This is a genomic window from Acidobacteriota bacterium (assembly GCA_039028635.1).
Lineage (GTDB): Bacteria > Acidobacteriota > Thermoanaerobaculia > Multivoradales > JBCCEF01 > JBCCEF01.
In genome coordinates this window covers 11,096-29,837 of the sequence record JBCCHV010000048.1, presented here as the reverse complement: position 1 = coordinate 29,837, position 18,742 = coordinate 11,096, and the positions used below count along the sequence as shown (strand labels likewise).

The window sequence follows — 18,742 nt, the reverse complement described above, 5'->3', positions numbered from 1 at the left end:
GAAGAGCGACGGCCCCGGTGCTCACGAGCGATGCGACGAAGCCGCCCGGCGGCCTTCGCCCTGCCCGGTTACTCAACGATCCGTGAACGGTCGTCTCTCAAGATGCGTCGCCCACTCCGAAGGCGGCCGCCAGGCCGGCCTCCACGCGCCGCGCCATCTGCTCCACCGTCGGCGCTTCGTAGAGGGCGCGGATCGGCAGGTCGATCCCCAGTAGGTCCTGAAGTCGGTGCATGTGTCGGGTGGCGTGCAGGGAATGCCCGCCGATTTCGAAGAAGTTGTCGCGCACGCCCACCCGGTCGACGCCGATCAAACCGCTCCAGACGTCGGCCAGGAGCTCCTCGACCTCGTCCCGCGGCGCCAGGTAGTCGGCGCTCGCCAGGGCCGCCGCGTCGGGCGCCGGCAGGGCGTCGCGATCGACCTTGCCGTTGGCGTTCCAGGGCAGGGCCTCGAGGGTGACGAAGGCGGCCGGCATCATGTAGTCCGGCAGGCGCGTCGAGAGGGCGGCGCGCAGGTCGGCGGCGGTCACCGCCGGCAGCTCTGCGTCGGCGGCCGTGACCTCGGGCACCCAGTAGGCCACCAGGCGCAGATCGCCAGCGTCGGAACGCGCCATGACCACCGCTTCGCGCACGCCCGGCAGCCGGGCGAGGGCGGCCTCGACCTCCCCCACCTCGATGCGAAAGCCGCGGATCTTGACCTGGCCGTCGCTGCGCCCCAGGAAGTCGATGGCACCATCGGCCAGACGCCGGACCCGGTCGCCGGTGCGGTAGAGGCGGCTGCCGGCTTCGCCGACGGGGTTCGGCCGGAAACGCTCGGCGGTCAGCGCCGGGCGTCGGTGATAGCCGCGGGCGAGGCCTTCGCCGCCGGCGTAGAGCTCCCCCAGGGCGCCGACCGGCAAGGGGCTCATCAGCTCGTCGAGGACGTGGACCGTGGTGTTGGCGAGGGCTTGCCCGATCGGCACCGTCGCCGCCTCGGCAGCCACCTCGCCGACCTCCTGCCAGGTAGTGAAGGTGGTGACCTCGGTGGGTCCGTAGACGTGCAGCAAGCGCCGCGGCGGACCGGCCGCGAGCACCGCCCGAACCCGCTCCGGGTCACAGGTCTCGCCGCCGAAGAGCACCTGGTCCAGGCCGCGGAAGGCGGCCGGATCGTGATAGGCGATCTGGTGGAAGAGGGCGGTGGTCAGGAAAGCGGTGTTGACGCCGGTGGCGGCAAAGCGCGCCATCAGGTCCGCCGGCGACAGCGAGTCGCCACGCGAAACGATCACCAGCCGGGCACCGTTGAGCAGCGCCCCCCAGACCTCGAAGGTGGCGGCGTCGAAGGACAGGTTGGAGACCTGGGCGATGCGGTCCGCGGCACCGAGCGTCACATAGTCGGTGTCGCGCACCAGGCGGACCACCGCCTGCTGCGGAATCGCGACGCCCTTGGGTGTGCCGGTCGACCCGGAGGTGTAGACCATGTAGGCGAGGGCTTCCGGGAAGCCGCGGCGCGGCGGGCCGTCGGCGCGCGCCCTCGGCACCTCGTGCTCGAAGTCGATCAGCTCGACGCCGCTCCCCACCAGGCCGCGGGCGGTCTCACCGGCCCCCACCAGCACCGTCGCCCCGGAGTCCGCCAGCATCCAGCGCAGCCGCTCCTCGGGATAGTCGGTGTCGAGGGGCACGTAACAGCCACCGGCCTTGAGGATGGCGAGCATGGTGGTCACCGCGGCAGCACCACGCTCGAGGCAAAAGGCCACCGGCGCTTCGCCTTCGATACCCGCCTCGCGCAGTCGCCAGGCGAGACCATTGGCTTGCCGGTCGAGCTCGCCATAGGTGAGCTCGCGGTCCCCGTCGACCACCGCCAGAGCCTCCGGCGTCGCCGCCGCCTGGGCCTCGAAGAGATCGGCCAGGGTCGCCTGCCGGGGAAAGTCGGTGGCGGTGCGGTTCCACGCCGACAGCTGCTCGCGCTCACCCTCGGAAAGCAGGGGAAAGGCCGACAGGGGTCGGTCGGCGTTCTCCGCCAGGCCGGCGAGGAGCGCCTTGAAATGGGACACGATGCGCTGCACCGTCGAACGCTCGAACATGTCCGACGAGTACTCCCAGATCATCTCGATATCGCGCACCTCGTCGCCGCGGCCGCTGCCCAGGCGCTGCTCGCGCCAGGGAATGGTGATGATGTTGAGGTCGAACTTCGCCGAGCCATTCGAGATCGCCGGCGTCACTTCGCACTCGATGCCCGGCAGGTCGAAGCCCGAGAGCGGCGCGTCGTGGAAGCTGAAGGCGGTCTGGAAGAAGGGATTGCGGCTCAGGCTACGGCTCGGCCGTAGCGCCTCGACGATGCGCTCGAAGGGCAGATCCTGGTGGGCGTAGGCCTCGCGGGTGGTCTCCCGGACACGCTCCAGGAACTCGGAGAAACTGGGATCCCCGGCGAGGTCGGCGCGCAGCACCACGGTGTTGATCACCATGCCGATGAGGCGCTCTGTATCCCGGAGGCGGCGGTTGGCGATGCCGCAGCCGATGTTGATCTCGGGCTGGCCGGAGTAGCGGTGCAGCAAGGTGACGTAGGCCGCGAACAGGGTCTGAAAGAGGGTCACGCCGTGGCGCCGCCCGACCTCCCGCACCTGCTCGGCGAGCTCCGCTCCGAGGCGAATGCGCTCGGCCGAACCGCGGAAGCTCTGACGTGCCGGCCGCGGCCGATCCGACGGCAGGTCGAGGACCGGCGGCGAATCCCCCAGACGGTCACGCCAGTAGTCGAGCTGCTGGCGGGCGTGGGCGCTCGCCCCCCAGTCCTTCTGCCAGGCGGCGAAGTCGCCGAACTGGATCGCCAGCTCCGGCAGCAACGGCTCCTCGCCGGCGAGGCTGGCGCGATAGACCTCCGCCAGCTCACCGAGCAGGACATTGAAGGACCAGCCGTCGTGCAGCAGGTGATGCTCGACCTGCAGCAGCAGGTGATCGTCGTCGCTCAGGCGGTAGAGCAGCCAGTCGATCAGCGGCAGACGCGCCAGGTCCATGTGCTGCTGGGTGCGCTCCCAGATGCGTTCCGCCAGCGCCGCCTCGGGGTCCGCCTCGGCCGCGAGGTCGATCACCGGCAGCGTGATCGGCACCGCCGGATGTACCCGCTGCACCGGCTCGCCGTCGACCGTCGGGAAAGTGGTGCGGAAGATCTCGTGGCGCCGCACGATCTCGGAAATTGCGGCCTCGAGGGCCGGCACGTCGAGGGCGCCGCGCAGACGAATGGTGCCCTGGAAGTAGTAGGCCAGGCTGTCCGGCTCGAGCTGTTGCAGAAACCAGATGCGCTCCTGGGCGGCGGACGGCGGCAGGTCACCGCCCCGCGGCACCGGCGCGATCGACTCCACCGGCCGCCGCTCGGGGCCATCACTGATCTCCTTCGCCAGATCCGCCACCGTCGGCTGGGCGAAGACCAGCTCGAGGGGAATCTCGCGCCCGAACTGCTCACGCAGACGCGACACCATGCGGGTCGCCAGCAGCGAATGGCCGCCGAGCTCGAAGAGGTCATCGTCGACGCCGACCTCGTCGAGATCGAGGAGATCGCACCACAGGGCCGCAATCCGCCCTTCGAGGTCGTTGCGCGGCGCCACGAAAGCGGCGCGGGTCGGCGGCCGGCGACGGCTCGGCGCCGGCAGCGCCTGGCGATCGACCTTGCCGTTGGGGGTGCGCGGCAGCTCGTCGAGGGCGACGAAGGTGGTCGGCACCATGTAGGCCGGCAGAGTCGCGGCGAGGTGGTCGCGCAGGCCGTCGAGATGCTCCCGGGTCGGGCTGCCATCGACGCCCTCGGCCACCCAGTAGGCCACCAGATCGCGCTCGCCGGAAGGGGCGGACCGCGCCGTCACCACCGCGTCGCGCACCTGGGGGTGGCTCAGCAACCGGCTCTCGATCTCCCCCAGCTCGATGCGAAAGCCCCGAATCTTGACCTGGTGATCGAGGCGGCCGAGGAACTCGAGCTCGCCGTCCTCTCGGCGGCGTACCAGATCGCCGGTGCGGTACCAGCGCTCGCCGGCGCCGACCACCGGGCAGGGCAGGAAGCGCTCGGCGGTGAGGGCCGGCCGGCGAAAGTAGCCCCGCGCCACGCCGGCACCGGCGAGGCAGAGCTCCCCCTCGTCGCCATCCGGCACCAGCCGCAGATCGGGACCGACCACGAAGGCCTGGGTGCCGGCCACCGGCCGACCGATCGGCGGCTTGCCGGCGCCGCGATCGATCAAGGCCCAGGTGGAGTAGGTCGTGTCCTCGGAGGGACCGTAGAGGTTGTAGAGCTTTTCGACACTCCCTTGGCCGTAGATGTCGTCGGCGAGGGGGCGCGGCAGCGGCTCCCCAGCGAGGTTGACGGTCTTCACCGCCGCCGGCAGCGCCCGCGCCCGCATCAGCTCGGCCATCGCCGAAGGCACCGTGTTGACCAGGGTGACGCGCGACGCCGCCGGCAGGCGCGGCAGGGCGAGGGCGTCGTCCGCCAGCACTACCTCGCCACCGCTCGACAGGGTCACCAGCAGCTCGAAGACCGACAAATCGAAGCAGACGGAAGTCGCCGCCAGCACGCTGGCGAGCTCTTCCGGCGAAAACAGACTCTGGGCCCAGGCGACCATCGCAGCCGCCTGGCGATGCTCGATGGCCACCCCCTTGGGCACTCCGGTGGAGCCGGAGGTGTAGATCAAGTAGGCGAGACTCTGCGCCGTCGGCGGCTCCGGGAGAACGCCATCGCCGGCGACCTCGAGCCCGCCGAGTTCGATCACCGCCCCCTGGAAGGCGGTCGGCAGTCGCTGCCTCGTCGCCGCTTCGACCAGCGCGACGCCGGCCCCGGAATCGGCCAGCATGAAGGCCAGGCGATCCGCCGGGTAGGCCGGATCCATCGGCACATAGGTGCCGCCAGACCGCAGGATCCCGAGCAGGCCCACCACCATCTCGACACTGCGCTCCGTGAACAGGGCGACGCGATCTTCGGGTCCCACTCCGGCTGCCGACAGAAGACCGGCAACCCGGGAGGCACGCTGGGCGAGATCGGCGTAGGTCAAGGTGGTCTCACCGACGGTGAGGGCCGGGGCGGACGGCCGGGTCTCGGCCTGGGCGAAGAACTTGCTATGCAGAAGGAGCTGGGTAGCCCCCGAATCGGAGGTCGCGGTCGGCGTTGGCATCAGCGGATCCCTCTCATCGACCGCGCCCGACGCGGGCGAGGCCGGAATCTCGGTGAGTTCGGTTGGGACGATCGGTGGCGCTCAGGTCCGTCGATCACTTTGACTAATCGCCACTAGTCTATATATTAACACGCACATGTTGTGTGTATTGAGTAAAATATATTGCTCAGCTCAATATTAAAATGTTTACTTCAATTACTGCAGACACTTCTCCCTTGCCAGGTCCTACGCTACGGGGGTAGCTCCCGTCCAGTACCGCAAGGCGTCCGTATCTGCGGGTAAATACGGAGAACCCACCACAATGGATGCCCTCAATCGGCAAAGTGACGGCGCAGTGATCAGCCGGGACACGGAGGGCCCATCGCCCGGCGATTTCTTCTGCGACTACGCCGCGGCCCACCCCGAGCTCCTCGATCTAGCGACCTTCGAGCCCCTCACCCAGCAAGCTCGCCAGATCTTCCCGCGCCTGGTCGATGATGCCGAGGACGGCTACGGCCTCCACCCCTGGCCGATCTTCGTCGACCAGCCGGAGGCTGCAGCGCTGGCCCGGGCGGTCACCGGCCTGGCGGCCCTGCACCGCCAGCTACCGGCGCGCTTCTTCGACAATGATCCCGACCAGCTACGCCGCTTCTACGGCCTCGAGAGTGACCTCTTGGCCCGCCTGCTGGTCACGCCACCCACCGGAGTCGACGCCCTCTTCGTGCGCGGCGACTTCATCGCGACGGCTCACGGCTGGCGCTGCATCGAGCTCAACTTCGGCAACCTCGGCGGCATGCAGTACGCCCCCTTCGCCGATCTCTACCGCGATTTCCCGCCCTTTGCGGACTTCGCCCGCGATCGCGGATTCGCCCTCGATCATCCCTCCACCCTGCGGGCGATGTTCCGCCACGCCCTCGCCCATCGCCAGGTCGTCCCGGACGCGGGTCCCTACCACCTGGCGATCGTCACCGCCGATGATCAGAGCATGAACTCGGCCCTCGGCCACAACCTCGAGCTCTATCGCCGCATCCTCGCCGAGGAAGCCGCCGCTGGCGACACCGTTCTCCACTTGCTGAGCGACAACGACCTCGAATTCCGGCGCCGCCGGGTCCAGGCCCACGGCCAACGCCTCCACGGCATCATCGAACAGAGCGATCGCGACACCAGCCGCCAGATGTTCCGCGCCTTCAAGGCCGGCTCGATCGACCTCTACTCCTGTCCGGTGAGCATGATCCTGGGCGACAAGCGCAATCTCGGCCTGCTGTCGCAGCATGGCGAAAGCGACCGTTTCTCGCCCGAGGAGCGCCGACTGATCGCCGACTTCGTCCCGTGGAGCCGCCGCATCGAAGCCGGCCCGGTGACCTTCCGGGGCCGCACCCTGGCGATGCCCGAGCTCCTGCGCCAAGAACGCGAAGCGCTCGTTCTCAAGGCCGGCGACGCCCTCGGCGGCACGGCCGTGGTGATCGGCCCGAAGACCTCGTCGCAGGACTGGCAGCGGGCCATCGACCACGCCCTCGGCGAGGGTTCCTGGATGGTCCAGGAGTACCTCGAGCCTCAGCCGTACCCGCTCCTCCGTCCCGGACGAGGCATCGAGCCCCACGACATCGTGTGGGGAGCCTTCGCGTTCGGCGACGAGTTCGGCGGCCTCTTCGCCCGCCTGGCGGCGCGCCGCGACACCAACGGCATCCTCAATCTCAGCGGCGGCGCCCAAGTGGGCGTGCCGTTCCTGGTTCACCGGTCGCGCCGACCGAGGCGCACCCAGTAAGCAGCGAGACCCGATGCTTCCACCGACTCCGCTCTCGACCATCGACCGCACCCCGGGGCAGGGCCGGTCGCGCCGCGAGAGGGAGCCTTCTGTTTTTTCCTCGATCCGTGTCCTGCCGCCGGCCTCTCCGGCGGAGCTCTTCGGCTTGCGGTCCGTCATCCGCTCCTTGAAGTTCTTCAAGTTCCGTTCAGCAGCCGAAATGGCCGCCCGCGGCGGCCCCGAGGACACCCATGACCCGTCACTCCGAAGCAGACTTCCTCACCTACGTCGACCACCACCCCGAGCTTCGCCTGCGGCAAACCTTCGCACCCCTCTTCGAATCGGCGCGGCGACTGATTCCGCGGGTCTCGAACCGGACCTCCTCCGGCGACTACGGCCTTCAACCCTGGCCCTTGCTACTCGATGCCGAGCAGGAGCAGGATCTCGCCCGCACCGCCGTTGCCCTGACTCGCCTCATCCGCCAGATTCCCTGGCGTTTCTTCGCCGGTGATCCCGAGCGCCTGCGCTCCTTCTACAGCCTGTCGAGCGACCTGCTGGCCCGGCTGTTGATGGCAGAGCCCACCGGGGCCGACGCCCTCCTCGCCCGCGGCGACTTTCTCGAAACGGACGACGGCTTCCGTTGCCTCGAGCTGAATTTCGGCAACCTCGGGGGGCTGCAGTACTCGGCCTTCGCACCGCTCTTCGAGACCTTTCCCGCCTACCTCGAGCTGTCCCGCGGCGGCGACCGCCCCTGGCGCCACCGCGACTCTCTCGCACCGCTGTTCCGGCACGTCCTGCGCCACCGGCGGGTGGAGCCGCGGCGCCGCCCCTATCGCCTCGCCATCGTCACCGCCACCGGCGACTCCGCCTACTCCCCGGCGGGGCACCCGTTGCCGCTCTACCAGAAGACCCTCGAAGAGACCATCCGCAGCACCGCCCCGGGCGAAGCCATCGAGCTCCTCCTCCTGCCCCACGATGAGCTCAGCTTTCACCGCCGACGGGTCCACGGCCGGGGCCATCGCCTCCACGGCATCGTCGACCTCAGCGATCAGGACACCGGACGCGAGCTCTTCCAGAGCTTCAAGGCCGGCTACGTCGACCTCTACTCGAGCCCCGTCGGCATGATTCTCGGCGACAAGCGCAACCTCGCCCTGCTATCCCAAGGACTGGAATCGGCCGCTCTCAGCCCCGAGGAACGGGACCTCATCGCCACCGCCGTTCCCTGGACCCGCCCAGTGACCCGTGGCGAGGTCGATTTCCGCGGCGAGCTCTACGACCTCGAGGAGCTCGTCGAGGAGCAGCGAGAGCAGCTCGTGCTCAAGGCGGGAGAGTCCCTCGGCGGCCGCGCCGTGGTGATCGGCCCGCGGGTCGACCAGGACACCTGGAGCGAGGCCTGCCGCAAGGCCCTTGCCGGCGGCGACTGGATCGTTCAGGAGTACGTCGCGGCGCGGCCGCGCGAGCTGCAAGCCGGAGCCGCCGGCTCGCAACCCCACGACATCGTGTGGGGACTGTTCGTCTTCGGCGACGAGTTCGGCGGCATCTGGATCCGGCTGGCGCCGCGACTCGCTTCCAGCGGCGTCCTCAACCGCAGCCAAGGGGCCACCATCGGCGTGCCCTTCTTCGCCTGAGCGCGGCGGCCGCGCCGGTGCTGCGTCGCAGCTCACCGCATCGCCGCCTCCTCAGCGACTCACTCGAAGGCCTCCCCGAGCTCGGACAGCGGCGCGTCCGGGCTCGCCACCATCGCCTCGAGATAGGCGCGGTACTCGGCCTGCATCTCGTCGAGGGTCTCGGCGGTGAAGACGTCGCTGTCGTAGACCAGGCCGACGTAGAGCTCGTCGCCGGCGTCCTTGATCGACAGCAGGAGGTCGAGATCAGTGGCGACGTGGCTGTCGACGTGGACGCTCTCGACCTCGAGGCCGTGGAGAGCGACCCCGCCCGGCGGCGCGTTCTGGAAGGTGAACAAGGCCTGGATCGGCGGCTTCCCCGGCGGCAAACCCTCGGGCTGATAGCCGGGCGCCACCAGGATGAACGGAAACTCCTGGTGGGCGTAGGCGCCGAGGGCGGTTTCCTTGACCCGCCCGAGGAGCTGCCGCAGGGTGGGATCGCCGGTCAGCTCGGTGCGCAGCAGCATCAGGTTGAAGAAGCTGCCGAGAAGCGCTTCCGCCTCTTGCCGCGGGCGGTTGGCGTTGGCGCAGGCGACCATCACGTCGCGCTGGCCGGAGCGGCTCGACAGCACCAGCTTGAAGGCCGCCAGCAGAGCCATGAAGAGGCTGGCGTCCTCCTCCCGGCTGCGCTGCCGGAGGGCCGAAACCAGCTCCGCCGGCAGGACCGCCTCGGAGTAGCTGCCGCGATAGCTGGGCAGCGCCGGCCGCGGCCGATCGGTGCGCAGTCGAATCTGCGGCAGACCGTCGGCGAAGCGACCGTGCCAGTAAGCCTGCAGGCGCTCGAAGTAGTCGCCGGTGAGGCGCTGGCGCTCCCACAGGGCGTAGTCGGCATACTGGATCGAGAGCTCCGGCAGGGCGGACCGCCGGCGCAGACAGAAGGCCTCGTAGAGGGCCGAGAGCTCGCGGAACAGCACCCCGAAGGCCCAGTCGTCGACGATGATGTGGTGCACCGAGAGCAGCAGCCAGTGGAGCGTCTCGTGATGGCGGAACAGCACCGGCCGCATCATCGAGGGTCGCGACAGGTCGAAGGCATGGTTGCTCTCGATGCCGATTCGGCGCGCCGCCTCGGGAGCGCGCCGCTCCTCCGGCAAGGCGGTGAGATCGACCTCCAGGGGGTGGAGCTCAAAGTCCGCCACCACTTCCTGGAAGCTGTGGCCCTCGGCATTGGCGGCGAAACGGGTGTGCAGAATGTCGTGACGGCGCCCGAGGGCCTTGAAGGTTTCGGCCAGGGCCGCCCGATCGAGTGCGCCGGTGAGCCCGAGGGTGGGATAGAAGCGATAGATGCTCGGCGGATTGGTGCCCTGGTTTTCGACGAACCAGAGAATTTCCTGGGACCAGGACAGGGGCGCCGGTCCGATCTCGTCGCGCCGCGGAATCGCTTCCTCATAGGCGCTGCGCTCGAGAGCCCGCCGCAGGCGACCGTCGAAGGCCCGCCGCAGCTCCTCCGGAAGAGACTCCTCGGTGGCGTCCGAGTGACGCATGGCGCCCTCCTGCCAGGCGCCCTCGGTGAGCAGTGACTCGTCGCTCTCCTCGGCCTCGCCACCGGAGCCGTCCTCGACCGCCTCGAGCAAAGCCTCCTCGAAGACCTCGGCGAGCTCCTCCACGGTCTGGGCGAAGAAGATGTCGGTGACCTCGAGAACGATCCCGGAGACCTCCTCGAGGCGATGGATCAGGCGGGTGGCATCGAGGGAGTGACCGCCGATGTCGAAGAAGTTGTCCTCGACACCGATGCGCCGCCGATCGAGGATCTCGGCCCACAGCCCGGCGAGCAGCTCTTCGCTGGCGGTTCGCGGCGCCAGGTACTCGTCATCGGCGGCTTCCTCCGCCGAGATCGCCGGCAGGGCGCTGCGCAGAATGACGCCGTTGGGGGTTTTCGGCAGAGCGTCGAGGTGCACCAGGGCGGCGGGCCTCATGTAGGGCGGCAGGCGCTCGGCGAGGTGATCGCGCATCTCGCCATCGTCGACCTCGCCAACCAGATAGGCGGCCAACATGCGCTCCTGGGAACGTTCCTCGAGCGGCGCCGTCACCACCGCTTCGCGCACCGCCGGATGAGCCAGCAGCGCCGCCTCCACCTCTCCGAGCTCGATGCGGAAGCCGCGCACCTTCACCTGATGATCGCGGCGACCGAGGAAGTCGATGGCACCATCGGCCAGGAAACGGGCTCGATCGCCGCTGCGGTAGAGACGGCCGCCGGGCTCGCTGGCGAAGGGATCCGGCACGAAGGCGGCCGCCGTCTTGCGCGGATCGCCACGGTAACCGCGGGCCAAACCCTCGCCGCCGAGAAGCAGCTCACCGGGGACTCCCCACGGCACCGGCTCGCCGCGATCGTCCAGGATGCGCACCTCGCGGTTGCCCAGGGGCCGCCCGATGGGGACCCGCGGTCGCTGGCCATCGCGGGCCCCGTCGAGGTCGTGGATGGTCGCCGTGATGGTGGCCTCGGTGGGCCCGTAGGCGTTGAGCACCCGTACCGCCGGCGGACCGACCTGGTGCCACTCACCCACCGAGCTCGCCGGGAAGACGTCGCCGCCCACCAGCACCAGGCGGAGAGAGCCCCAGTCGGCCGCCTGATCACCTCCGACCGCGCCCTGCGCATCACGCACCAGCTGCTGCCAGTAGGCGGACGGTAGATCGACCACCGTCAGGTTGGTCAGCCGACGGCGCAGCTCGTCGGTGGTCCACAGGCGGTGGCCGCGCAGCACCACCGTCGCCCCCGCCATCAGCGGCGGCAAGAGCTGCTCGAAGGCGACATCGAACACCGGCGCCGCGAACTGCAACACCCGATCCACCGGAGTCAGCTCGAGCTTCTCGATCATCTCGAGGCAATGGCGCGCCAGGGCGCCGTGGGAAACCTCGACGCCCTTCGGCGTGCCGGTCGAACCCGAAGTGAACACGACATAGGCGAGGGCCTCCGCCTCGACCGCGGTGAGAGCCCCGGCTGCCGGCGCTGCGCCGGCCAGCAACACCGCTTCGAGGCCGGCCGGCAACCGCGAGGTGAGCTCACCGCGGGTGATGACCTGCTCGACCCCGGCCTCTGCCAGCAGCATCTGCAGACGCTCGTCCGGATAGTCGGGATCGAGGCGCAGCAAAGGCGCGCCGGCGAGCCAGACGGCGAGGGACGCCACCACCCCCGCCGTATCCGAATCGAGGAGCACCGCGATCGGGGTCTCCTCCGCGCCGCGTCCTTTTCGCAAACGCGCCGCCAGGGCGCGCGCCCGCTGCGCCAGATCACCGTAGGACAGACGGCCACCATCGTCCTCGACGGCGGTCTGCTCGGCGCGTTCCTCGGCCCGGGACAGAATCTCCGCCGCCACCGAGCGGAAAGGCGGCCGACGACGCTCCGGCCCCCGCCAGGCAGCGAGGACCTCGGCGCGTTCGGTCTCGTCCATCCAAGGGGTGTGCTCGAGGGGTCGCCGAGCGTTCGCCGGCAGCGCGGTGAGCAGGTGGGCGAGGTGGCCGGCGAGGCGCTCGGCGGTACTGCGATCGAAGAGATCGGCGCGATAGCCGACGAGCAGCTCGAGACCGTCGTCGAGCTCCGTCGCCTGCAGGCTGAGGTCCGACTTCGAGGTCTCCTGCGGCACCTCGACGGGGCTCACCTCGAGGCCTTCGAGGGCCAGCCGGCGGCGCCCCTTCTCGACGAAGGCATAGACCGCCTGGACCAGCGGCGCGTAGGCCAAGCTGCGTTCCGGCACCAGCTCTTCGACGAGCTTCTCGAAGGGCACCTCGGCGTGCTCCTGGGCCGCCAAGACCGCTTGCCGGAGACGTTCCAGGGCCTCGCCGAAGGTCGGGCGCCGACGGAAGTCGCCGCGCACCACCAGGATGTCGAGGAAGAGCCCGATCAAGGGCTCGAGCTGGCGCCGCCGACGGCTGTCCATGGCGGTTCCGGTGACCAGGTCCTCGACGCCGCAGTAGCGCCGCAGCAGCTCCTGGTAAGCCGTCAGCAACACCATGAAGAGACTGACCCCGTGCTGCCGCGCGAGCTGCCGCAGGGCGTTCGCCGCTGATTCCGGCAGCACCCGCCGGACGAGCCCACCGCGATAGCTCTGGGTCGCCGGCCGCGGCCGATCGGTCGGCAGGTCGAGCACCGGCGGCAATCCCGCCAGATTCTCTCGCCACCAGTCGACATGCTCCGCCATCGCGGCCGCCGAGAGGCGAGCCCGCTGCCACTCGGCATAGTCGCCGTACTGTACCGACAGCGGCTCGAGGTCGGCCTCGAGGCCGGACCGGCGGGCGTCATAGAAGGCCGCCAGGTCGCCGAAGAGGATGTCCAGGGAGACGCCGTCGCCGACGCTGTGATGCAGCGTCAGGAGCAGGCCATGATCGTCGTCCCCGAGCTCCACCAGCACGGCTCGGAAGAGCGGGCCGGTGGTCAGCTCGAAAGCCACGGCAGCCTCCTCGACGGCCTGTTCCCGCAGGCCGTCGTCGCCCTCGGCGACCACCCGACGCAAGGCCACCGGCGACGGCGGCGAGATCACCTGCACCGGCTCACCGCCATCGACGGCGAAATGGCTGCGCAGAACCTCATGGCGCCGCGTCAGGTCTTCGAGGGCCGCCGACAGGGCCCCGTCGTCGAGCTCGCCGCGCAGGCGGAAGGCCACCGGCAGATTGAACGCCACCGCCCCCGGCTCGAGGCGATCGATGAACCACAGGCGGCGCTGGGCATAGGATGCGGGCGGCTGCTCGGCGGCCCGCCGGGGGATCTCCCCGCCGCCTTCCGGCAACGCTCCGACGGATGCCAGGTGGGCGGCCAGACGCTCCACCGTCGGAGCCTCGAAGAGGGTCCGCAGGGGAAGCTCGACTCCCAGCTCCTGGTAGATCCGGGAGAGCACCCGCACCGCCTTCAGGGAGTGCCCCCCGAGGGCGAAGAAGTCCTCCCGGACGCTGACCGAAGAGCGCTCCAGCACCTCACCCCAGCAGGCCGCGACCACCGCCTCGAGACGGTTGCGCGGCGCCACCGGTGGCGCCGTCGGAAGGTCATCATCCTGCCCCACCGGCAGGGCGGCGCGATCGAGCTTGCCGTTCGGAGACCGCGGCAGCTCGTCGAGACGTCGAAAGCTCGTCGGCACCATGAACTGCGGCAGTTTCCGCCCGAGGAAGGTCCGCAGCTCGTCGTCCGACAGAGGCTCGCCGTCCGCCACGTACCAGGTCCGCAGCACGGCATCCTCCGCCACTCCCTCGACGCCGGCCGCCGCCGCCCGCACGGCGGGATGAGCCTCGAGGGCGGTCTCGATCTCGCCCAGCTCGATGCGCAATCCGCGGACCTTGACCTGATGATCGAAGCGGCCGAGGAACTCGAGCTCGCCGTCGGCGCGGCGCCGCACGCGGTCGCCGGTGCGGTAGACCCGGCCACCGGGCTCACCGCTCCAGGGATCCGGGCGAAAGCTCTCGGCGGTCCGTGCCGGCTGACCGTGGTAGCCGCGAGCCAGCCCGGCGCCGGCCAGGCAAAGCTCGCCGGCCGCCCCCTGGGGAAGCAGCTCGAGGCGATCATCGGTCACGTAGGCACCGGTCTCGGTGATCGCCGTTCCGAGGCTCGGCTCGGTGGCTTCTCGACGCGGTACCAACACGCCGGTGGAGTAGGTGGTGTCCTCGGAGGGGCCATAGAGGTTGTAGACCTCGGTGACGCCGGGCAGATCGTAGAGACCATCGGCGAGGGAGCGGCGCAGCGGCTCACCGGCCAGGGAGAGGCGCTGCACGGTCGGCGGAATGGCCTCCTGGCGCAGCCACTCGGCGGCCACCGAAGGCACCGTGTTGAGCCAACGGATCCGGCTCGCCAGACCGCTCGGCAGGCGCCCCAGCGCCAGGGGATTCTCGAGCAGCACCACGCTGCCGCCCCAGGCGAGCGGAAAGAAGAGCTCGAAGACCGACAGGTCGAAGCACACGGAGGTCACCGCCGCCACACCGTCGGGAACCTCGTCGGCAAGCTCTCGGCGCGCCCAGCGCAGCAGACTGACGGCGCCGCGATGGCTCGAGGCGACGCCTTTGGGGCGCCCCGTCGAGCCGGAGGTGTAGATGATGTAGGCGAGCCGCGAGTCGGCCCCCAAGACCGGACTCAGGTTGCCCTCGTGCTCGTCGCCGGCAGCGACCGTCACCACCTGGCGGTCGGCGACCAGCTCCCGCGGCAGCACTCCCGCCTCGCTGATCACCAGATCGGCACCGCTGTCGTCGAGCATGTGCTCCAGGCGAGTCCGCGGGTAGCTCGGATCGAGGGGCACGTAGGCCCCGCCCGCGGCCATCACGGCGAGCAGCGCAACGACCAGATCGCCGCTCCGCGGCAGCGCCACGGCGACCGCCACGTCAGGCCCCACGCCGAGGGATTGCAGATGAGCCGCCAGCCCTTCGACCCGCTCGGCGAGCTCGCCATAGGTCAAGGACTCGTCGCCATCGCCCAGCGCCCAGGAGAGCGCCACCTTCTGCGGCTGCACCGCCGCCTGGGTGACGAAGAGATCGTAGAGGCTGACGTCGCGCGGCCAGTCACCGGCCACCGGCACCACCACCGCCTCCGGCGGCACCAGAGGGATTCTCGCCGGCAGCCCATCCGGAGCCGCGGCCATCGCCGCCAACACCTGGCGGTATGCGTCCAGGAAGCTCGTCGCCGTCGCCTCCGTGAACAGCTCTGTGCGGTACCCGAAGCGCCCATCGACGGCGCCGTCGGGGCGCTCCTCGAGGGTCATCATGAGGTCGAGCTCGACGGCGCCCTTCTCGACCACTCGCGGTCCGTCGACCTCGACACCGGAGAGCTTCAAGGCCTCGCCCTGGGCATTCTGGAAGGAGAACAGGTTCTGGAAGAAAGGGGTGTAGCCGAGACGGCGTCCCGGAGCGGCATCCTCGACCATGCGGGCGAAGGGATAGCCCTGGTGGGCCAGTCCTTCGAGCAGCCGCTCATGGACCCGCTGCAGCAGGTCGAGGACGGTGCCCTCGCCGGTCACGTCGAGGACCAGCGGCAGGGTGTTGACAAACAGACCGATGGTGTCTTCGGTCTCCTGCCGCAGCCGGTTGGCGACCGGCGTGCCGACCACGACGCGGCCCTGCTGGGCGAGGCGGCCGAGGGTCAGGGCCCAGCCGCTGAGCAGCACCGAGAACAGGCTGACCCCAGCGCGTTGGGCGAGCTGCCGCAGCTCCGCCGTCGGCAAACGAAAGTGCAGGCCATCACCGGCCAGGGAAGCGACCTCCGGCCGCCGATGGTCGGTGGCCAAATCGAGCACCGGCAGCGGCCCAGCCAGTAGATCCCGCCAGTAGGCGCCATCGGCGTCGCGCAAACCACCGTCGGCCTGCCAGCGCTGATAGTCCGAGAAGGGCACCGCCTCCGGCGCCAAGCCCGCCGCCTCCGAGCCCCCTCGCGGCGGCGCCCCCAGGGACTCCCACAGCGTTCCCAGCTGGCGCAAGAGAACGTCCAGCGACCAGCCATCGAAGACCAGGTGATGCAGCGACAGCAGCCAGCGGTAGTGGTCCTCCTCGACCCTCACCAGAAGAGAGCGCAACAGGGGCGGGGCCTCGAGGTCGAAGGGCCGCCGCGCCAGCTCTGCTTCGATCTCCTCCAGGGCCACCGACCGCGCTGCCGAAGCGAGCTCCGTGAGATCTCTGCGCTCGAGGGCGAAGCTCGCCGACGGAACGACGAAAGGCAGCGGCTGGCCATCGACGGTGCGAAAGCCGGTGCGCAGGGCCTCGTGGCGGGCGATCAGCCGATCGAGGGCCTGCTCGAGGCGATCAGCGTCGAGGGCACCCCGCAGCTCGAAGGCCCGGGTGATGTTGAACAGCGGCGTGCCGGGGGTGAAGCGCTCGAGAAACCACAGGCGTTCCTGGGCGGAGGTCATGGCGGCGTCGGCAGCGGCCGACGAGGCCTGCTTCTGCGAACGTCGCGCCTCGAGGGCACGGCGCAGCAGGGCGTTGCGCTTCCCGCGGTCGAGCTGGGTAGCAGTCATGGCTGGAGTTCCTCATGGCTGGTGCGAAATCGAATTCAAGGGACAGCAAAGCGAGGGCGGTCGACCGTCGTCAGGAAGCCACCCGGTGGCGAACCCAGACGTTGGGCTCGACGTAGGTCCCACGGTCGTGGTCGCGGTCGACCTCGAGGGGAACCAATCCCCCGGTGATGGGATAGGAACCGCTCTCGGGAAATTTCAGGCGAGTCCACGATTCCCACTCCCGAAGAGTTCCGGTGTAGGTCATCGAGGCATGGGCGATGGCCAAGGTCTCGGCCCCGAGGCGGGCGTGGACGCGCAGCCAGGGGTCCCAGGGCAGACCATCGTCGCGGCGCCAAGCGACGTAGTCTTCGATCGCCATCTCGAGGTGCTGGTGCTTCAAAGTCGGCCGCACCGGCACGATGCAGGTGTCGAGGGCCTGACGCCGGGCGAGATGAACGAACTCCTGGACCATGCGGCCACTCAGGCCCTGCCCTTGATGCTTGGAAGACAGCACCATCGACAGCACCCCGAGGGTGTTCGGCGCGCGCCCGGCGCGGTGATGGTCGAAGCCGCGCACCAGGGAGTCGTCCCAGCCGGCGGGCAAGCCTTCGATGCTGCCGTCCCACCCGTAAGGCAAGCTGTGGGAAGCGGCGATCACCTTGCCACCGACCAAGAAGCAGATCTGGTACGCCGCGAAGGTCTCGAAGATCGCCGACCAGTAGCGCTCCGCCGCTTCATCGTGGCCCAGCCACATGAAGAGCGGCCAGGCCCTGCGCTGCAGGGCTTCGACTTTGCGCCGCAGGTCCGGTCGCTCGGCCAAAGAGCAAACGGTGAGGTCCATCAGCCCACCTGTGGCTCGGCTTCCGGCGAATCCGTCGGCGACGGTTCCTGGGCCGCTGCTTGGGGCAACACCGCGTCTGGCAGCTCGTCCTCGAGTCGCCGCAACGAACCCGAAGCGAATGCCAACAAGGTGAGAACCAGGAAGACTCCCCCCATGGTCACCATCAGGAGCCCGACGCCCCGTCCCGCGCCCACTCCGATCACCTGCCCCACGAAGGTGTCGGCGAGTGGGCCCCCTTCGGCCAGCAATGGGCCGAATACCCGGTCGGAAAGGGGACCCGCCAGCAGAAAGCCGAGGGGCGCAGTGCCCTGCGCCACCAGCGAACGGATGGCGAAGACCCGCCCCTGAACGTCCGGTTCCACCTTGGTCTGCCAGATCGCCTGACTACAGCCGTTGAGGATCGGGAAGGTGAAGAAGACCAAGAACAGCCCGCAGGCGATCCACGGTACCGAGGCGGTGGCTCCGGTCACCACCAACCCGACGCTGATCAGCGGCGCCAGACCCAGGATTCCCAGGATCTTCTTCTTGGGACCTCCCCAGCCGGCCATGAAGATGCTGCCAACCAGAAAGCCGATTCCGCCGATGGCCTGCACCGTGCCGAGCTCGGCGGCAGTGCGGAAGGAGAGCACCAACGGCACCGCCAGCAGCATGCCGAGGGGGACCAGAAAATTGAGCCCGGCGAAATAGGCCAGCAGCCTCAACAGGCCACCGCGTCGACGGATGTAGTGCCAGCCGAACGCCGCTTCGCGCCACAGCGAGCTACGCGCTCCGGCGCCCTCAACGGAGACCTCCGGTCGTGGAATGCGCACCGTCAGCAACAGAATCACCGCCAGCAGGAAGGTCGCCAAGTCGACGGCGATGACACCGGCGAGCTGGATCTTGATCAGCAGGAAGCCGGCGACCAGCGGGGCCAGGATCTGGGCTCCGGCCTGCCCCATCTGAACCAGACCGGCGGCACGCCCGAGGTGCTCCCGCGGCACCAAGAGGGTGGTCACGGCGGAGAAGGCCGGATGCTGGAAAGTCCCGAAGGCGGCGCTCAGGCCGGCGATCACGAACAGGTGCCAGATCTGGAGGGCTCCGCTCCAGATCAACAGCACCAACGCCCCCGTCGCCAGCGCCGCACCGGCGTCGCTCAGGATCATCAGCCAGCGGCGGTCGTGGCGGTCGAGGAGCGCGCCGGCAAAGGGCGAGAGAAAGATCGGCGGCAGAGAGGCGGCCACTGCGATGAGCGAGAAGAGCGTCACCGAGCCGGTGGTTTCGAAGGTCCAGACCCCGACCGCGAAGGCGGTGAGGCCGGAGCCGAACAGCGAGATCGACTGTCCCAACCAGATACGAAGAAACGCCCCGAGTCCGGGCGGCGAGGATTCCCCCATGACGGCCTCTCCTTGCATGACTGTCGTCATGTATTTAAGTAACTGAAAATATTTTTCTCATTCTCTGTTCGGAATCATACCCCTATTACGATATTGAAAAGCAAATAGGTTTATCCGATCTTGCCCGCGG

General features: G+C 69.4%; 6 protein-coding genes. 2 read left to right on the top strand and 4 right to left on the bottom strand.

Translation table 11 applies throughout. The features are described from left to right. Positions 1-97: 97 nt before the first annotated feature. On the bottom strand, positions 98-5,116 hold the full coding sequence (locus AAF604_17905) for an amino acid adenylation domain-containing protein (GenBank protein ID MEM7051547.1): 5,019 nt from the start codon (positions 5,114-5,116) through the stop codon (positions 98-100). Between the two features lie 301 nt (positions 5,117-5,417). Here AAF604_17905 and AAF604_17900 point away from each other — a divergent pair, with 301 nt between their 5' ends. After that, complete coding sequence (locus AAF604_17900) at positions 5,418-6,860, top strand: hypothetical protein (GenBank protein ID MEM7051546.1); 1,443 nt, start codon at positions 5,418-5,420, stop codon at positions 6,858-6,860. Positions 6,861-7,090: 230 nt separating this feature from the next. Then, complete coding sequence (locus AAF604_17895) at positions 7,091-8,467, top strand: hypothetical protein (protein MEM7051545.1); 1,377 nt, start codon at positions 7,091-7,093, stop codon at positions 8,465-8,467. 59 nt (positions 8,468-8,526) lie between these two features. Here the strand turns inward: AAF604_17895 and AAF604_17890 are convergent, their stop codons facing one another. From AAF604_17890 to AAF604_17880, 3 genes are all read right to left on the bottom strand, one after another. Continuing rightward, on the bottom strand, positions 8,527-16,419 hold the full coding sequence (locus tag AAF604_17890; GenBank protein ID MEM7051544.1) for an amino acid adenylation domain-containing protein: 7,893 nt from the start codon (positions 16,417-16,419) through the stop codon (positions 8,527-8,529). A 70-nt stretch (positions 16,420-16,489) separates the two neighbouring features. After that, positions 16,490-17,239 carry a GNAT family N-acetyltransferase gene (locus AAF604_17885; GenBank protein MEM7051543.1) on the bottom strand — a complete coding sequence of 250 codons (750 nt, stop codon included), beginning with the start codon at positions 17,237-17,239 and terminating at the stop codon, positions 16,490-16,492. Beyond that, on the bottom strand, positions 17,239-18,612 hold the full coding sequence (locus AAF604_17880) for an MFS transporter (protein ID MEM7051542.1): 1,374 nt from the start codon (positions 18,610-18,612) through the stop codon (positions 17,239-17,241). The genes AAF604_17885 and AAF604_17880 overlap by 1 nt, the downstream gene beginning before the upstream one ends. Positions 18,613-18,742: the final 130 nt, after the last annotated feature.

Coding starts and splice junctions, on each gene's coding strand:
- AAF604_17905 (MEM7051547.1), bottom strand. CDS start 5,116: ATGCCAACGCCGACCGCGACCTCCGATTCGGGGGCTACCCAGCTCCTT.
- AAF604_17900 (MEM7051546.1), top strand. CDS start 5,418: ATGGATGCCCTCAATCGGCAAAGTGACGGCGCAGTGATCAGCCGGGAC.
- AAF604_17895 (MEM7051545.1), top strand. CDS start 7,091: ATGACCCGTCACTCCGAAGCAGACTTCCTCACCTACGTCGACCACCAC.
- AAF604_17890 (MEM7051544.1), bottom strand. CDS start 16,419: ATGACTGCTACCCAGCTCGACCGCGGGAAGCGCAACGCCCTGCTGCGC.
- AAF604_17885 (MEM7051543.1), bottom strand. CDS start 17,239: ATGGACCTCACCGTTTGCTCTTTGGCCGAGCGACCGGACCTGCGGCGC.
- AAF604_17880 (MEM7051542.1), bottom strand. CDS start 18,612: ATGGGGGAATCCTCGCCGCCCGGACTCGGGGCGTTTCTTCGTATCTGG.